At 53.9% G+C, this 16,410-nt stretch carries 18 protein-coding genes; 14 read left to right on the top strand and 4 right to left on the bottom strand.

Features of this window, described 5'->3' with window-relative positions:
* Nucleotides 1-412: 412 nt before the first annotated feature.
* From ICA20_RS18800 to ICA20_RS18790, 3 genes are read left to right on the top strand one after another with little or no spacing between them, the layout of a single operon-like run.
* The gene (locus ICA20_RS18800; RefSeq protein ID WP_038638013.1) at nt 413-670 is read left to right on the top strand and encodes a hypothetical protein; all 258 of its coding nucleotides are present in this window, start codon (nt 413-415) and stop codon (nt 668-670) included.
* Nucleotides 667-1,356 carry a hypothetical protein gene (locus tag ICA20_RS18795; RefSeq protein WP_230592279.1) on the top strand — a complete coding sequence of 230 codons (690 nt, stop codon included), beginning with the start codon at nt 667-669 and terminating at the stop codon, nt 1,354-1,356. Before ICA20_RS18800 ends, ICA20_RS18795 begins: the two co-directional genes overlap by 4 nt.
* Nucleotides 1,356-1,673 carry a hypothetical protein gene (locus tag ICA20_RS18790; RefSeq protein ID WP_038638015.1) on the top strand — a complete coding sequence of 106 codons (318 nt, stop codon included), beginning with the start codon at nt 1,356-1,358 and terminating at the stop codon, nt 1,671-1,673. The genes ICA20_RS18795 and ICA20_RS18790 overlap by 1 nt, the downstream gene beginning before the upstream one ends.
* Before the next feature lie 44 nt (nt 1,674-1,717).
* On the opposite strand, the gene ICA20_RS18785 is transcribed toward ICA20_RS18790, so the two are convergent.
* The gene (locus ICA20_RS18785; protein ID WP_233638525.1) at nt 1,718-1,819 is read right to left on the bottom strand and encodes a type I toxin-antitoxin system SymE family toxin; all 102 of its coding nucleotides are present in this window, start codon (nt 1,817-1,819) and stop codon (nt 1,718-1,720) included.
* 768 nt (nt 1,820-2,587) lie between these two features.
* On the opposite strand from ICA20_RS18785, the gene ICA20_RS18780 reads away from it, so the two are divergent.
* The 3 genes from ICA20_RS18780 (at nt 2,588) to ICA20_RS18770 (ending at nt 4,495) form a co-directional block, all read left to right on the top strand.
* Nucleotides 2,588-2,833 carry a YmjA family protein gene (locus ICA20_RS18780; protein WP_038638018.1) on the top strand — a complete coding sequence of 82 codons (246 nt, stop codon included), beginning with the start codon at nt 2,588-2,590 and terminating at the stop codon, nt 2,831-2,833.
* A gap of 86 nt (nt 2,834-2,919) precedes the next feature.
* Nucleotides 2,920-3,396, top strand: coding sequence for a cold shock domain-containing protein (locus ICA20_RS18775; protein ID WP_038638021.1), 477 nt, complete (start codon nt 2,920-2,922; stop codon nt 3,394-3,396).
* Nucleotides 3,397-3,778: 382 nt separating this feature from the next.
* Nucleotides 3,779-4,495, top strand: a complete 717-nt coding sequence (locus ICA20_RS18770) for a YebC/PmpR family DNA-binding transcriptional regulator (protein ID WP_038638023.1) — start codon at nt 3,779-3,781, stop codon at nt 4,493-4,495.
* Between the two features lie 114 nt (nt 4,496-4,609).
* On the opposite strand, the gene ICA20_RS18765 is transcribed toward ICA20_RS18770, so the two are convergent.
* Both ICA20_RS18765 and ICA20_RS18760 read right to left on the bottom strand, forming a co-directional pair.
* Nucleotides 4,610-5,467 carry an alpha/beta fold hydrolase gene (locus ICA20_RS18765; protein ID WP_038638026.1) on the bottom strand — a complete coding sequence of 286 codons (858 nt, stop codon included), beginning with the start codon at nt 5,465-5,467 and terminating at the stop codon, nt 4,610-4,612.
* Nucleotides 5,468-5,635: 168 nt separating this feature from the next.
* The gene (locus ICA20_RS18760) at nt 5,636-6,448 is read right to left on the bottom strand and encodes a DNA-binding transcriptional regulator (RefSeq protein ID WP_051594508.1); all 813 of its coding nucleotides are present in this window, start codon (nt 6,446-6,448) and stop codon (nt 5,636-5,638) included.
* A 190-nt stretch (nt 6,449-6,638) separates the two neighbouring features.
* Here ICA20_RS18760 and ICA20_RS18755 point away from each other — a divergent pair, with 190 nt between their 5' ends.
* The 8 genes from ICA20_RS18755 (at nt 6,639) to mmuM (ending at nt 15,241) form a co-directional block, all read left to right on the top strand.
* A complete protein-coding gene (locus ICA20_RS18755) occupies nt 6,639-8,303 on the top strand; it encodes a bifunctional 3-(3-hydroxy-phenyl)propionate/3-hydroxycinnamic acid hydroxylase (protein WP_038638028.1) in 1,665 nt (554 codons plus the stop codon).
* Nucleotide 8,304: 1 nt separating this feature from the next.
* The gene (mhpB, locus tag ICA20_RS18750; RefSeq protein ID WP_038638031.1) at nt 8,305-9,249 is read left to right on the top strand and encodes a 2,3-dihydroxyphenylpropionate/2,3-dihydroxicinnamic acid 1,2-dioxygenase; all 945 of its coding nucleotides are present in this window, start codon (nt 8,305-8,307) and stop codon (nt 9,247-9,249) included.
* A gap of 28 nt (nt 9,250-9,277) precedes the next feature.
* A complete protein-coding gene (gene mhpC, locus ICA20_RS18745; protein WP_038638034.1) occupies nt 9,278-10,144 on the top strand; it encodes a 2-hydroxy-6-oxonona-2,4-dienedioate hydrolase in 867 nt (288 codons plus the stop codon).
* Nucleotides 10,145-10,153: 9 nt separating this feature from the next.
* Nucleotides 10,154-10,963, top strand: coding sequence for a 2-keto-4-pentenoate hydratase (gene mhpD / locus ICA20_RS18740; RefSeq protein ID WP_038638037.1), 810 nt, complete (start codon nt 10,154-10,156; stop codon nt 10,961-10,963).
* Complete coding sequence (gene mhpF, locus ICA20_RS18735; RefSeq protein ID WP_038638040.1) at nt 10,960-11,910, top strand: acetaldehyde dehydrogenase; 951 nt, start codon at nt 10,960-10,962, stop codon at nt 11,908-11,910. The genes mhpD and mhpF overlap by 4 nt, the downstream gene beginning before the upstream one ends.
* Nucleotides 11,907-12,920, top strand: coding sequence for a 4-hydroxy-2-oxovalerate aldolase (mhpE, locus tag ICA20_RS18730; protein WP_038638043.1), 1,014 nt, complete (start codon nt 11,907-11,909; stop codon nt 12,918-12,920). The genes mhpF and mhpE overlap by 4 nt, the downstream gene beginning before the upstream one ends.
* Nucleotides 12,921-12,988: 68 nt before the next feature.
* Nucleotides 12,989-14,200, top strand: a complete 1,212-nt coding sequence (gene mhpT, locus ICA20_RS18725) for a 3-(3-hydroxy-phenyl)propionate transporter MhpT (RefSeq protein ID WP_038643046.1) — start codon at nt 12,989-12,991, stop codon at nt 14,198-14,200.
* Nucleotides 14,201-14,314: 114 nt separating this feature from the next.
* The gene (gene mmuM, locus ICA20_RS18720) at nt 14,315-15,241 is read left to right on the top strand and encodes a homocysteine S-methyltransferase (protein ID WP_038638046.1); all 927 of its coding nucleotides are present in this window, start codon (nt 14,315-14,317) and stop codon (nt 15,239-15,241) included.
* Nucleotides 15,242-15,355: 114 nt separating this feature from the next.
* Here mmuM and fbpC read toward each other — a convergent pair whose 3' ends face one another.
* Entirely contained in the window at nt 15,356-16,402 is a 1,047-nt protein-coding gene (gene fbpC, locus ICA20_RS18715; protein ID WP_038638049.1) for a ferric ABC transporter ATP-binding protein, read from the bottom strand.
* Nucleotides 16,403-16,410: the final 8 nt, after the last annotated feature.

Genomic DNA, 16,410 nt, shown 5'->3' with positions numbered 1-16,410 from the left:
GTAAGGTGATTGGTGGCGGAGTTATTGCTGAAATAGCCAACGGAAGCTACCAGTGGTTTGATCTGAGCCAGCCGGGTAATGAAAACAAAAGCTGGGACTGGAAAAGTAGTGCCAGTGCTGGCATTACAGGTATGCTTGCACCAGGAAGGACTATTGGACAAAACGTCGGTATAGCGGCTGGCAGCGCATTTTTCACCGATGGACCGGATACAGGGTCTATTGGAGGGGCTGCGGCTGGAGCATGGGCCGGTGGACTGTTCGGGGAATATGCGCCTGGAATTGTAAACTCAGTTATCGGCAAAGAAATTCCTGGTTTTGTTTATGATTATTGGGGCGGTGTCGCCTCAGAATTCTCATCTGGACTAATTAAAGATCTTAATAAACCAAAAGAGTCTACTAAGGAGAAAAAACAATGAAGCAACTATACGGTTATGTAATGTTATTTATTTATAGTTGCTTGTCTTCCATATTGATGCTGTTGCTTTTAGGTGGAGGGATTGCTATTTTTTACTTTTTAAAAGGTAATGAGTTTAATTTTCCACTAGGGCAATTAAAAAGGGCTATTGTTTTCGGTTGTATAGCAGGATCTGCGATCACTTTGGCTACAATCGTCTTTAATCTGATAGACAAAATTAACACCCGTAAAAAACCACCTTCAGATCCTAAGTGAGATTAACAACAATCCCTGTATTTGCAGTTGGGATTGTTGTTGAGAATAATGCGCTGAGTCTGCCAAAAGGGATGACGGAAGCCGGACAGGCAGCTACATCCTGGGTGAAGTATGCGCAGGACAACAATCTTTCGCCGGAGCAGGTACAGGCTGGGTTAAAGGATATCGTGCGCGGTGACTTGCCGGAAAGCGCGGATATTATCAAAGCCATCCTGAGTAATAACCCGGGCTCGGATGCGGTAATGGCGTTGCTGACAGCGGAAGAGGCGAAGGATTACGCGCTGGCTCTGCTGACGTCAATCCCGGCAGAAAAAGCGTTATCGCTAGCGGGTAAAGCAGCCGGTATTATTGATAACAAAATCCTGATTAGTGCGGCGGAGAAGATATCGACGGCGAAGCCGGGTAAGCAATTTACGGCACCGAGGGATCTGAATGAGCAGATGGTGTGGAAGCAGGTTGAATCCAATCCTTCACAAGGGCAAATACTTGACGGTATGAATAAAGATCCTCGATTCCCTACATCGGCTGGCTTCCAGAAAATGCAGGTTAACCATGAATTACCAGATGGTTCAAATATCACAATTCACTATCAGTATAATTCAGTGACGGGTAAAGCATACGATATGAAGATTACAAGTCCTCAACCGAATCTATTACAACCAGGTCCATCACTGAGGGATAAGTAATGAAAATAAGACCTTATAACTCATCTAATGTTATTGATATTTATGCTATTTACTGGAGTGGTAAGGACACTCTTTTTTTGGGAATGCCAAAAGGGCATTGTGGGTTAATTTCATATAACTCACAAAAAGTAGATATAATAGATCCTGATATCTCTGGAGAACTTACATACTTTAATAATAACTGCTCTGGCATTTACCACTGGGCACTAATTAAGGAAAGGTTACTTGATGATTTACTCGAAAATGATGAAACGGCCTATAAACGCTTCCTTGAAATCGTGAAAGCTGAAGGTCTGGTTGATCCCGATTTTTATTAACTGCAAAAGATCCCGGCCTCAGCGCCGGGATCTTTTTTTACCCGTCAGCCCTTAACCGGCTCGATCACCAGTCGTCCCTGCTCCACGCTGACCGTGACCGGCGTGTCGGTGCCGACTCTCGCCTCTTCCTGCCAGTTGCCGTTCAGGCGCAGGCTGGGGCTGATGGGATAACAAGTGGTTATGTCGGTACATACTCTTTAACAGCTCGGGGAAAATGGAAAACGGGGAGCAAAACCGCGTATCGGGCCACTGGTGCCTGCCCATCAAAAATTAGTGATGGAAAGTATTTATAATATTATGAATATACTCGGAAAACTTTGCTTGGATTGTTGAATCTGCAACAGATAAAATTGTTGTTGAGAATAACTCGCTAAGTGGTGATAAGGCCCGAGAAGCGGCGAAACGGGCTGCTGAATCCCTGAAAAATAAGATCAGGGAAAAGCTGGGTGAAGGCGGAACTGCCCTGCGCTGATTACGTTCGCAGGTGACTACTTGCCGTACCTGTCAGCATACTGTGCCGGGGGAAAGCGGTTTTTTGCGTAGTAACTCGTGGTTTTACGGGGCATCTGGTGAAACACCTGAATATGCCTGGGCAACGGCGGGTTCTGGCATAAAATTTGTGTCAGCGATAATCAGCTTCTTATAAGTTGTCATGTATTAAGCGGAATAAAGGTGTTTGTGCCCCTTTGCTACTACACTATTTAACCTATGGCTATCACACCGTACTTAATAAAACTGTCGTCATTTAAAAATGGCATATTTATTAAATGCGAAGCGGCTCCAGAAAATAGTGTTGATATATGTAATGTGTAACAGCCAATAAAACAGATCGCGAACCATGAAATAACAATGCTATCATTCACATCAGACGTGGCAGACAACTGCTGGCACACGCATTCACCCCGGAGCACCTCATGAATAACGACATTCCGCTAAAATATTATGATATCGCCGACGAGTACGCGACCGAAGCCGCAAAGCCGGTAAACGATGCCGAACGCGATGCACTGGCGCACTACTTCCAGCAACTGATCACCCGTTTAATTAACAACGAAGAGATCAGCGAAGAAGCGCAGCAGGAGATGGCAACCGTGGCCGGTGTTGACGCGCAGCGTATCGACGATATCGCGGAGTTCCTCAATCGCTGGGGTAACGAGTAGCCAAAGACGTGGTCTGTGTTTTACACTGCGCGCAAATTCAGTAGATATACTCTGCGAGTATTAGATTTAATCAGGTGGAAACAGCAATGAACGGAACAATCACAACGTGGTTTAAAGATAAAGGCTTTGGATTTATCAAAGATGAAAATGGCGATAACCGCTATTTTCATGTGATTAAGGTTGCTAATCCTGAGCTAATCAAGAAAGACGCGGCGGTAACCTTTGAACCGACCACCAACAACAAAGGTCTGTCTGCCTATGCGGTGAAAGTCATACCAGACAGCAAATACATCTATATCGCGGGCGAGCGTCTGAAGCTCACGGCGATCAAGTCGTACCTGGTATACAGTGAAGAAGTTCCTGTCGAAACCCGTATTGATAAAGAAAACGCGGTGCTGTCTGTCGGCGTGCTGATGAACAGCATCCGGCCGAAATCAGAGGTGAAGCCAGGCGAAATGCGTAAGCTGAAAAAACTGGCTATCACCACTTTCCAGGGTACGACGCTGATCTTCTCTGAAGATGAAATCGACATCGATGCGACAGTAAAATTGCTTAAGGTCTGAAGCTCGTCAGACTGATAAGTGCCGCAACTCTGTTATTCATTGCCCCATGCGGATAGTGTTGCTCTGAGCGCTGAGGATGCAAGAAACCGCTCGCCCAGAGCAGAACACTTTATGTAATTGCTGAAGCCGCCGCTGGCTTCGCGTCCTTATTATTGCAGTGGTCCAATTAGTTAGGATAAAAACAAAAGAACCAGCAGGGAGTCTGGTAATAACCTATTCATAATGTTAATTATTAATTAAATAAAAGTAGCAGCTCATGAAGTTTTGATATTTTCATTTCTCATAGACGAGAATTTACACATCATGATATAATATGGTGGAGAAAGCTCGCGGTTTATTAATCTGCGCGTAATGTAAATAAATTTTCGGGGAGTGTATTCCAGTGGGACGTAAATGGGCCAATATTGTTGGTAAAAAAACGGCTAAAGACGGTGCTACGTCTAAAGTATATTCAAAATTCGGTGTGGAAATCTATGCTGCCGCTAAACAAGGTGATCCAGACCCAGAATTAAACACAGCTTTAAAATTCGTTATTGAACGTGCGAAACAAGCCCAGGTTCCCAAGCACGTTATTGATAAAGCTATTGATAAAGCCAAAGGTGGCAGCGACGAAACGTTCATGCAAGGGCGTTATGAAGGTTTTGGCCCAAGCGGTTCCATGATTATCGCTGAAACCCTGACATCAAACGTTAACCGCACGATTGCTAATATTCGCTCAATCTTCAATAAAAAAGGCGGGAATATCGGGGCGGCAGGTTCTGTCAGCTACATGTTTGACAATACTGGTGTAATCGTATTTAAAGGCACTGACCCTGACCATGTTTTTGAAATTTTGCTTGAAGCTGAAGTTGATGTTCGTGATGTCACCGAAGACGAAGGAAATATCATTATTTATACTGAGTCTACCGACCTTCACAAAGGCATTGCAGCGTTAAAAGCAGCGGGAATTACAGAGTTTTCAACAACAGAATTAGAAATGATTGCTCAATCAGAAATTGAACTGTCGCCAGAAGATTTAGAAATCTTTGCAGGGCTTGTTGATGCTCTTGAAGATGACGACGATGTTCAAAAAGTATATCATAACGTTGCAAATCTCTAATTCTAAATTAAAGAAATCTGTCATTGTGGCAGATTTTTTTAACGATTAGATTTGTTATAAAAAGTATATCTGGCCTGACAGTACGGCAGAAAATAAAATTAAATATCTGCTGGCTCAATTCTGGCTCTGTCTCGCCAGCCACTGACCGACGATAGGCCATAATTTATCCGCACTCCGCGTTCGAAAAAAGCCCATGTGTCCAATTGAAGAAAGACCATAATCTGCGTGCCGAATTTCGCGATGTTCGATTTTTGCGTTTTGCACTGGCTCCATCAGGGATGCAATGGCTTCAGGGTTAGCCCACGGATCGTCATCAAAACCCATCACCAGTAAAGGCAAGGTTATCTCACTTGCCCGTTGGCGTGCATCCCAGTCTGGATCGTCGTAGAAATAACCCGGCATTGCGCTCCAGCGTCCCCACTGAAGCATTACTGGAGCTGGCAAATCTTCGCCCAGCCCAAGGCGCCTGGCAGGCATATACCCGAAGATTCGGCAAAGAACCGGGGCCAGAACACGCAGCAGGCACCAGACCCGCACCTTCTCAGCCGTTTGTTTTATTGTGCTCGTCACCCCGGCATGGGAGGCCACAATGACGGCCGCGTGCAGGGCGGAAGTGGCCGTGGAAAGCAGAACCGCATGCCCGCCGACACTGTGTCCTACCGCCAGCAGGTTAAGTCCGGGAAAACGCGTTTTAGCCCAGGCAGTAATGCAGCCCACGTCCTGCTCGATCCAGTCTGACATTGAGATGCTATAGCTACGGAGCTTCCCGGATTTCGAGCGGCCCGTTCCCCGGTAATCGTAAGTGACGACACTGAATCCCTGGTTAAAAAGGTACTCTGCGAACCCCTTATAAAACGCCTGTACAACCGCCGTGGCTGGATGAAGAATAACGATCGCTTTGGCATCGCTTCTTTCCCAAATCGTGGCGGACAGAAATCCGCCTTCATTTACGGGTATTATTATTGAATTCATTCATTGAGCCTTATCTGCGTGGTCATACCAGTTAGTTCTGAATTCAATGTAGCTTTAATTAGCGAATCTGGCGATTTTTTTGTTCTGTATCCCAGTCTCGTTAAAGGAGACCGGGAATGCGGAAGGTTATTTAAGCTTTGGATAATCCGCCAACAAATGTGATCTACTTCACCTCCCGGCAACCAAAATCTCTTGTGACTCCACGCCGTCCTCTATCTGTTTCGCCACTTTTTGTAAGGCCGGAAGATGCTTTTCCGCTGCCTGCTCGATGGTCATAGCGCTGGCCATATACACCAGGTTCAGGCAACCAATAACCCGCTGTTCGCTGCGGATGGGAACGGCGATGGAGGCGATTTTTTCTTCCTGATCCCACCCGCGATAGTTCTGTCCAAAGCCGTCTTTACGTGCGCGGGCCAGAATAGCGTCGAGCTTCAGCGGTTCGCGGGCTAACTGGAACTCTTCTCCCGGTCTTGAGGCTAGCATTTCAATCAGTTGCTGACGTTCATTCTCCGGGCAAAATGCCAGCCAGGTCAGGCCGGATGCGGTTTTTAATAGCGGTAAACGACGTCCGACCATTGCCCGGTGAAACGACAGGCGGCTGAAGCGGTGGGTGGTTTCACGCACTACCATCGCGTCAACGTCCAGCGTGGACACGTCGGTCGGCCAGATGACTTCGCGCAGCAAATCCCCCAACAGCGGGGCGGCGAGCGCAGAAATCCACTGCTCGTCACGAAATCCCTCGCTGAGCTGACGGACTTTAATGGTTAAGCGAAAGCTGTCATCGGACAGGCTGCGCCGGACGTAACCCTCATCCTGCAACGTTTCCAGCAGACGTCTGACCGTGGTGCGGTGCAGGCCGCTCAGCTCTGCCAGCAGGCCAACGCTGGCCCCGCCGTCAAGCCGATTTAACATATTTAATAACATTAACCCGCGCGTTAACCCGCGCACGGTTTTGTATTCGGTACCGTCGTCACTTTTCATATTCATTGACAAATATATAGGTAAAACAACGTTGTGCACTTAGTGCACATCCAGGCATGTTTTGATTGTAGCGCAAAAACTCACTTCTATACTGACCGCACAATAAAAATTATTCACATATTTTTAACAAAACAAATTGCGCCTCACCAGGGCCTGCAATTGCGTTTTGTCCGAGTAGTGAGGTTCTGAAATGACAACTATAAATCCTGATATCCAACCCGCAGTGCAGCACACCGCGCAGGTAGCGATTGCTGGAGCCGGCCCGGTAGGGCTGATGATGGCGAACTATCTTGGCCAGATGGGCATTGAGGTGCTGGTGGTAGAGAAGCTCGACACGCTGATCGACTATCCCCGCGCCATCGGTATTGACGATGAAGCGCTGCGCACCATGCAGTCCGTTGGTCTGGTCGAGAACGTTTTGCCACACACCACGCCGTGGCACGCGATGCGCTTTCTTACCCCGAAAGGCCGCTGCTTTGCCGATATCCAGCCGATGACCGACGAATTTGGCTGGTCGCGCCGCAATGCGTTCATTCAGCCGCAGGTGGATGCGGTGATGCTGGAAGGGCTGTCGCGTTTCCCCAACGTGCGTTGCCTGTTTTCTCGCGAACTGGAAGCCTTCAGCCAGCAAAATGGTGAAGTGACGCTGAACCTGAAAGCGCCGGACGGCCAGCGGGAAACGGTGAAGGCCCAGTGGCTGGTGGCCTGCGACGGTGGCGCCAGCAACGTCAGGCGCTCGCTGAATGTGCCATTTGAAGGTAAAACCGCGCCGAATCAGTGGATTGTAGTGGATATCGCCAACGATCCGCTGAGTACGCCGCATGTGTACCTGTGCTGCGATCCGGTGCGCCCGTATGTTTCTGCCGCGCTGCCGCATGCGGTGCGCCGCTTTGAATTTATGGTGATGCCGGGAGAAACCGAAGCCCAGCTTAGCGAGCCGCAGAATATGCGCCAACTCTTGAGCAAAGTGCTGCCGAACCCGGATAACGTCGAGCTGATCCGCCAGCGCGTGTACACCCATAACGCCCGGCTGGCCGAACGCTTTCGTATTGACCGTGTGCTGCTGGCGGGCGACGCGGCGCACATTATGCCGGTCTGGCAGGGGCAGGGGTACAACAGCGGTATGCGCGATGCCTTCAATCTGGCGTGGAAACTGGCGCTGGTGATTAATGGCAAAGCCGGTGATGCGCTGCTGGATACCTACCAGCAGGAGCGCCGCGATCATGCCAAAGCGATGATCGATTTGTCGGTTACCGCAGGCAACGTGCTGGCGCCGCCAAAACGCTGGCACGGCGCGGTGCGCGACGGAGTTTCCTGGCTGTTGAACTACATTCCGCCGGTCAAACGTTACTTCCTTGAAATGCGCTTTAAGCCGATGCCGCAGTACCACATCGGGGCGTTGGTGCGTGAAGGTGACGCGAAAACCTCGCCAGTCGGCAAGATGTTTATCCAGCCGAAGGTCACGCTGGAAACCGGCGAAGTGACGTTGCTCGACAACGTCATTGGCCCGAATTTCGCGGTGATTGGCTGGGGCTGTAATCCGCTATGGGGCATGAGTGAAGCGCAGATCCAGCAGTGGCAGGCGCTGGGGACGCGGTTTATCCAGGTGGTGCCGGATACGCAGATACATACCGATCAGGATAACCATGACGGCGTTACCCGCATTGGCGATACGCAAAACCGTCTGCGCGCGTGGTTTGCCCAACACAATGCCGCGCTGGTGGTGATGCGCCCGGACCGCTTTGTCGCCGCCATCGCTATTCCGCAAACCCTGGGCAACACCCTGAATAAACTGGCGTCGGTGATGACGCTCACCCGCGTAAATACCGATCTTCCTGTTGAAAAGGTAGCCTGATATGCACGCTTATCTTCACTGTCTTTCCCACTCGCCGCTGGTGGGCTATGTCGACCCGGCGCAGGCCGTGCTCGATGAAGTTAACGGCGTGATCGCCAGCGCCCGCGCACGTATTGCGGCGTTCGATCCTGAGCTGGTGGTGTTGTTTGCCCCCGATCACTACAACGGTTTTTTCTACGATGTGATGCCGCCGTTCTGTTTAGGCGTAGGGGCCACCGCAATCGGCGATTTCGGCAGCGCCGCCGGGGAACTGCCGGTGCCCACCGATCTCGCTGAGGCCTGCGCCCATGCAGTGATGAAAAGCGGTATCGATCTTGCCGTGTCCTACAACATGCAGGTCGATCACGGCTTTGCGCAGCCGCTGGAGTTTTTGCTCGGCGGTCTGGATAAGGTCCCGGTATTACCGGTGTTTATTAACGGCGTCGCCACGCCGCTGCCGGGCTTTCAGCGTACCCGCATGCTCGGTGAAGCCATTGGTCGTTTCGCCAGTTCGCTGAATAAACGCGTGCTGTTTTTAGGTTCCGGCGGCCTGTCGCATCAGCCACCGGTGCCGGAGCTGGCAAAGGCCGATGCCCATATGCGCGACCGCCTGCTCGGCAGCGGCAAACAGTTACCCGAAAACGAGCGTGAATTGCGCCAGCAGCGAGTGATCAGCGCCGCCGAGAAATTTGTGCAAGACCAGCACACGCTGCACCCACTTAACCCCGTCTGGGATAACCGCTTTATGACCCTGCTTGAGCAGGGACGTTTGCAGGAACTGGACGCGGTCAGCAATGAAGAGCTATCCGCGATGGCGGGCAAATCAACGCACGAAGTGAAAACCTGGGTTGCCGCCTTCGCTGCCATTTCTGCCTTTGGCAACTGGCGCAGCGAAGGCCGTTATTATCGCCCGATCCCGGAGTGGATCGCCGGATTCGGCTCCCTGAGCGCCACCACACAGAACTGAAACAGAACTGAATATGCAGGAGAAGAGCATGACTTACCAACCGCAAACCGAAGCCGCCACCAGCCGTTTTCTGGAGGTGCAGGAAGCAGGCGAAACCTTACGCGTGCATTTCAATGATTGTGGGCAGGGCGAAGAGACCGTGGTGCTACTGCACGGCTCAGGTCCTGGCGCGACGGGCTGGGCGAATTTCAGCCGCAACATCGATCCGCTGGTTGAGGCCGGATACCGGGTGATCCTGCTGGATTGTCCTGGCTGGGGGAAAAGCGATGGGATCGTTAACCGCGGGTCACGATCCGATCTCAACGCTCGCATTCTGAAAAGCGTGGTCGATCAACTGGATATTCAGCAAATCCACTTACTGGGCAACTCAATGGGTGGCCACAGTGCAGTGGCGTTTACTTTGAGCTGGCCGGAGCGCGTGGGCAAGCTGGTGCTGATGGGCGGTGGAACGGGCGGCATGAGCCTGTTTACCCCGATGCCGACCGAAGGCATCAAGCGTCTGAATCAGCTATATCGTGAGCCGACCATCGAAAATCTGAAGCTGATGATGGAGATTTTTGTCTTCGACACCAGTGACCTGACTGAAGCGCTGTTTGAGGCGCGCCTGAATAACATGCTGTCGCGCCGCGATCACCTGGACAACTTTGTCCAGAGTCTGGAAGCCAACCCGAAACAGTTCCCGGACTTCAGCCCGCGTTTGGGTGAAATCAAGGCTCAGACCCTGATTGTCTGGGGCCGCAACGACCGGTTCGTGCCGATGGACGCCGGTCTGCGCCTGCTCTCCGGGATTGCCGGTTCTGAACTGCACATCTACCGCGACTGCGGGCACTGGGCGCAGTGGGAACATGCGGATGCCTTTAACCAACTGGTGCTGAACTTCCTCGTACGCCCTTAAGGAACGGACATGACGAATCTTAATCTTGAGCAGTTAGCCGCCGATTTACGCCTGGCAGAGGAAAAAGGAGAAGCTATCGCCCCGCTGCGTGAACTGATTGGCGTGGACAATGCCGAAGCGGCCTATGCCATTCAGCGCATCAACGTGCAGGACAACGTGGCGCGCGGGCGGCGCGTGGTTGGGCGCAAAGTGGGGCTGACGCACCCGAAAGTGCAACAGCAATTGGGGGTCGATCAGCCGGATTTCGGCACGCTGTTTGCCGACATGTGCTACGGCGATAACGACACCATTCCGTTTTCACGTGTACTGCAACCGCGTATTGAAGCAGAAATTGCGCTGGTGCTGAACCGCGATCTACCCAATGCCGACACCACTTTTGATGAGCTGTATAACGCCATCGAGTGGGTGCTGCCCGCGCTCGAAGTGGTCGGCAGTCGTATCCGCGACTGGTCAATAAAGTTTGTTGATACCGTGGCGGATAATGCCTCCTGCGGCGTGTATGTGGTCGGCGGGCCGGCGCAGCGTCCGGCCGGGTTAGATCTGAAAAATTGCGCAATGAAAATGACGCGCAATAACGAAGAGGTCTCCAGCGGGCGCGGCAGCGAATGTCTGGGGCATCCGATCAACGCCGCCGTCTGGCTGGCGCGCAAAATGGCCAGCCTCGGCGAGCCGCTGCGTGCGGGGGACATCATTCTCACCGGGGCGTTAGGCCCGATGGTATCAGTGAATGCGGGCGATCGTTTTGAAGCCCATATCGACGGTATTGGTTCAGTTGCCGCCACTTTTTTAGCGGCGGTTACAAAAGGAAGTCAGTCATGAGTAAGCGTAAAGTCGCCATTATCGGCTCCGGCAACATCGGCACCGATTTGATGATTAAAATTCTGCGCCACGGCGTGCATCTGGAGATGGCGGTGATGGTCGGTATTGACCCGCAATCCGATGGTCTGGCACGCGCCAGACGTATGGGCGTTGCCACCACCCATGAAGGGGTGACAGGGCTTATCGCCATGCCGGAATTTGCCGATATCGACATCGTGTTTGATGCCACCAGCGCGGGCGCACATGTGAAGAACGACGCCGCGCTGCGCGCCATTAAACCGGGGATCCGCCTGATCGACCTGACGCCCGCGGCGATCGGTCCATACTGCGTGCCGGTGGTGAATCTGGAGGCTAACGTTGATCAGCAGAACGTCAATATGGTGACTTGCGGCGGGCAGGCGACCATCCCGATGGTGGCGGCTGTCTCTCGCGTGGCAAAAGTCCATTACGCCGAAATTATTGCCTCTATCGCCAGTAAATCTGCGGGACCGGGCACTCGCGCCAATATTGATGAGTTCACCGAAACCACCTCAAAGGCGATTGAAGTGGTCGGCGGCGCCGAAAAAGGTAAAGCCATCATTGTGCTCAACCCGGCTGAACCGCCGCTGATGATGCGCGACACGGTGTATGTGCTAAGCGAAGCGGCCTCCGAGATTGAAGTTGAAGCGTCCATCAACGAGATGGCGGCGGCGGTACAGGCCTATGTGCCGGGTTATCGCCTGAAACAGCGCGTACAGTTTGAAGTTATCCCGCAGGATAAACCGGTGAATCTGCCGGGTATCGGCCAGTTTTCCGGGCTGAAAACCGCGGTATATTTGGAAGTGGAAGGCGCGGCGCACTATTTACCTGCCTATGCGGGCAACCTCGACATAATGACCTCCAGCGCGCTGGCGACCGCTGAGAAGATGGCGCAGTCACTCACCCGTCAGTCAGGAGAAGCAGCATGAACGGTAAAAAACTCTATATCTCTGACGTGACCCTGCGTGACGGTATGCACGCCATTCGTCACCAGTATTCGCTGGAAAACGTGCGCCAGATTGCGAAAGCGCTGGACGATGCGCGGGTCGATTCTATTGAAGTGGCGCATGGCGACGGTTTACAAGGTTCCAGCTTTAACTACGGCTTTGGCGCGCACAGCGATCTCGAGTGGATTGAAGCGGCGGCAGACGTGGTGCAGCACGCTAAGATCGCCACGCTGTTACTGCCGGGGATCGGTACTATTCACGACCTGAAAAATGCGTATCAGGCCGGGGCGCGGGTGGTACGCGTGGCGACCCACTGCACCGAAGCGGACGTGTCGGCCCAGCATATTCAGTATGCGCGCGAGCTGGGTATGGATACCGTCGGCTTTCTGATGATGAGCCACATGACCACGCCGGAAAATCTGGCGCAGCAGGCGAAGCTGATGGAAAACTACGGCGCGACTTGTATCTACGTGGTCGATTCCGGCGGGGCGATGAACATGAGTGATATTCGCGCCCGCTTCCGCGCCCTGAAAGCGGTACTGAAGCCGGAGACGGAAACCGGAATGCATGCGCACCACAACCTCAGTCTCGGTGTGGCGAACTCGATTGCTGCGGTGGAAGAGGGCTGCGATCGTATCGACGCCAGCCTGGCGGGGATGGGCGCAGGCGCGGGCAATGCACCGCTGGAAGTGTTTATCGCTGCAGCGGATAAGCTCGGCTGGCAGCATGGCACCGATCTGTATGCGCTGATGGATGCTGCCGACGATCTGGTGCGTCCGCTGCAGGACCGCCCGGTGCGGGTGGATCGCGAAACGCTGGCGCTGGGCTATGCCGGGGTGTACTCCAGCTTCCTGCGTCATTGTGAAGTGGCGGCGGCGCGTTACGGCCTGAGCGCGGTCGATATTCTGGTTGAACTGGGCAAGCGCCGAATGGTGGGCGGCCAGGAAGATATGATCGTCGACGTGGCGCTGGATCTGCGTAACAGCAAATAAAAATGATTACGCGGCTGGCAATGTATCAGCCGCGATTCACCTGCATCGTGACCTCAGAGGTACATCCTATGACTACCCGTACCCCCGCATCCTGGCGCCTGACGTTGACCGTCGGGCTGTGTTTTCTAGTCGCCCTGATGGAAGGGCTGGATCTCCAGGCCGCCGGGATCGCTGCCGTCGGTATCGCTCAGGCGTTTGCGCTGGATAAAATGCAGATGGGCTGGATCTTCAGCGCCGGTATTCTCGGGCTGCTGCCCGGCGCGTTGGTGGGCGGTATGCTGGCCGATCGCTATGGCCGCAAGCGCATTCTCATTGCCTCCGTGGCGTTGTTCGGCCTGTTCTCGCTGGCGACGGCGATTTCCTGGGATTTCTCGTCGCTGGTATTTGCCCGTCTGATGACCGGCGTCGGGCTGGGCGCGGCATTGCCGAATCTGATCGCGCTGACCTCCGAAGCGGCGGGGCCACGTTTTCGCGGCACGGCGGTGAGCCTGATGTACTGCGGCGTGCCGATTGGCGCGGCGCTGGCGGCGGCGCTTGGGTTTAGCGGTCTCGCCTCCGCCTGGCAAACGGTGTTCTGGGTTGGCGGGGTGATCCCGCTGCTGCTGGTTCCGCTGTTGATGCGCTGGTTGCCGGAATCGCAGGTTTATACCCAACAAACGCAGGTAGCTGCCGCGCCGTTGCGCGCCCTGTTTGCGCCAGCAGCAGCGAGCGCTACGCTGCTGCTGTGGCTGTGCTATTTCTTCACCCTGCTGGTGGTGTATATGCTGATCAACTGGCTTCCGATGCTGCTGGTGGAGCAGGGATTTCAACCCTCGCAGGCGGCAGGCGTGATGTTTGCTCTGCAAATCGGCGCAGCCAGCGGGACGTTAATTCTCGGGGCGTTGATGGACAAACTGCGTCCGGTAGTGATGTCGCTGCTGATCTACACCGGGATGTTGGCTTCGCTGCTGGCGCTGGGGACGGTGTCGACATTCAGCGGCATGCTGATGGCGGGATTTGTGGCGGGGATGTTTGCCACTGGTGGGCAAAGCGTGTTGTATGCGCTGGCGCCGTTATTTTACAACACGCAGATTCGCGCCACAGGCGTGGGCACCGCCGTTGCTGTCGGACGTTTGGGCGCGATGAGCGGCCCGCTGCTGGCCGGGAAAATGTTAGCGCTGGGCACTGGAACGGTGGGCGTGATGGCGGCGTCTGCGCCGGGGATTTTGCTGGCGGGCCTGGCGGTATTTATTCTGATGAGCCGTAAATCGCAGATGTCGATCCCGGCTAACGGTGCTTAAGCGACCGTCTGGTGCAGAGTTGACGTATCGCCATAATTGCGGGTGAGCGCGGAGCCTTGCGGGTATGGCTGTGATAGTGTGAGGGCTTATTTCCATCAAAACAGGAGCCAGAACATGTCGCAGAATAATCCGTTAAGCGCCATCCTCGACAAACAGGATTTCCTGTTACTGGATGGTGCGATGGCGACGGAGCTGGAAGCGCGCGGTTGTGATTTAGCAGACAGCCTGTGGTCAGCCAAAGTGCTGGTCGAAAATCCGCAGCTTATCCGCGAAGTACATCTTGATTATTTCCGGGCGGGGGCGCAATGCGCGATCACCGCCAGCTATCAGGCCACGCCGGCAGGTTTTGCCGCGCGCGGCCTGAATGAAGCGCAGTCGAAAGCGCTGATTGGCAAAAGCGTGGAGCTGGCGCGTAAAGCGCGTGAAGCCTGGCTGGCTGAGAACCCGCAGGCGGGTACGCTGCTGGTGGCAGGCTCCGTTGGGCCTTATGGCGCGTATCTGGCGGATGGATCAGAATATCGTGGCGATTACCAACGTAGCGCTGAAGAATTTCAGGCGTTTCACCGTCCGCGCGTGGAAGCGTTGCTGGATGCCGGGGCCGATCTGCTGGCCTGTGAAACCCTGCCGAATTTTACCGAGATTGGCGCGCTGGCTGAGCTGTTGACCGCGTATCCGCGTGCCAGGGCGTGGTTCTCGTTTACTCTGCGCGACAGCGAGCACCTGAGCGACGGTACGCCGCTGCGTGACGTGGTGGCGTTGCTGGCGGGTTATCCGCAGGTGGTGGCGTTAGGCATCAACTGTATTGCGCTGGAAAAGACCACCGCCGCATTGCAGCATCTGCACGGCTTAACGGCACTGCCACTGGTGGTGTATCCAAACTCAGGCGAGCATTATGATGCGGCAAGCAAAACCTGGCATCATCACAGTGAGCATTGTGCGCAGTTGGCGGATTATTTGCCGCAGTGGCAGGCCGCTGGCGCACGGTTGATCGGCGGGTGCTGTCGCACCACGCCGAAAGATATTGCCGCGCTAAAAGCGTGAAGCTGAGAATTTATCAGGCCTACATCGTTCACTGTAGGCCTGATAAGCGCATCGCATCAGGCATTGCCGGATGGCGGCACAAGCGCCTGATCCGACCTACAAAGCAACAAAACCTTATGCCGCATCTGCCAGCACAAACATGCCGTACGGGTGGATTTCGAGGTAATACTGCTCGCCGACGTCCGGCTGCAGGCGCGTGGCGTTGACCTGTAACAAGATCTCCTGTCCATGCCACTCCACCGTGACTTCATACTGAGGGCCCATATAGGCGACATGGCGGATCGCGCAGCGCTGGCTCTCCTCGCCGCGATCGCTGAGCGTGATCGCTTCCGGGCGCACGCCGACCATCCCTTCTCCGTGATCGTTAAAGTGCGGCGGTCGCGGCAAACGATAGCCGTAGATATCAACGTATCCTGCGCTAAAGGTGGCCGGAAACAGGTTGGCATCGCCCATAAAGCTCGCCATAAAACGTGAGGCAGGCTGACGATAAAGATCCTGCGGCGTACCGATCTGCATGATGTGTCCTTTATTCATCACCAGTACGGTATCGGAAACCGCAAAGGCTTCGCTCTGATCGTGGGTAACGTACAGCGAGGTGATATCAAACTGCTTTTGAAGCTCGCGGATCTTGTCGCGCATACTGCGACGCAGGTTGGCGTCCAGGTTGCTCAGCGGCTCATCAAACAGCAGCACCTTCGGTTTGAGGATCAACGCGCGGGCCAGTGCCACGCGCTGCTGCTGACCGCCGGAGATCTGATCGACATAGCGCTCTTCGAACCCCTCCAGATCGACCATCGCCAGCGCGTCTTTCACCCGTGCCTTCACTTCGCTGCGCGACACGCCAAGCATCTTCAGGCCATAGCCGACGTTCTCTCCCAGCGACATGTGCGGAAACAGAGCATACGACTGAAACACCATGCAGATGTCGCGTTGCTGAATGGAACGATGGGTGACGTCTTCGCCATCAATAAAAATCTGGCCTTCACTCGGTTTTTCCAGCCCGGCGACAAGGCGCAAAATGGTGGTTTTGCCACAGCCGGAGGGGCCGAGCAGCGTCACCATTTGCCCCTGCGGAATGGTGAGGTTGATGTTGTCGATAACCGTGTTGCTGCCAAATCGTTTAGTGACGTTGCGCAGTTCAACGAAATTTTTCTGAGTCATAGTGCGCT

Source organism: Citrobacter sp. C5_2 (assembly GCF_014596845.2).
GTDB classification, from domain to species: domain Bacteria; phylum Pseudomonadota; class Gammaproteobacteria; order Enterobacterales; family Enterobacteriaceae; genus Citrobacter; species Citrobacter werkmanii.
This window is presented reverse-complemented; position numbering and strand designations above follow the sequence as displayed.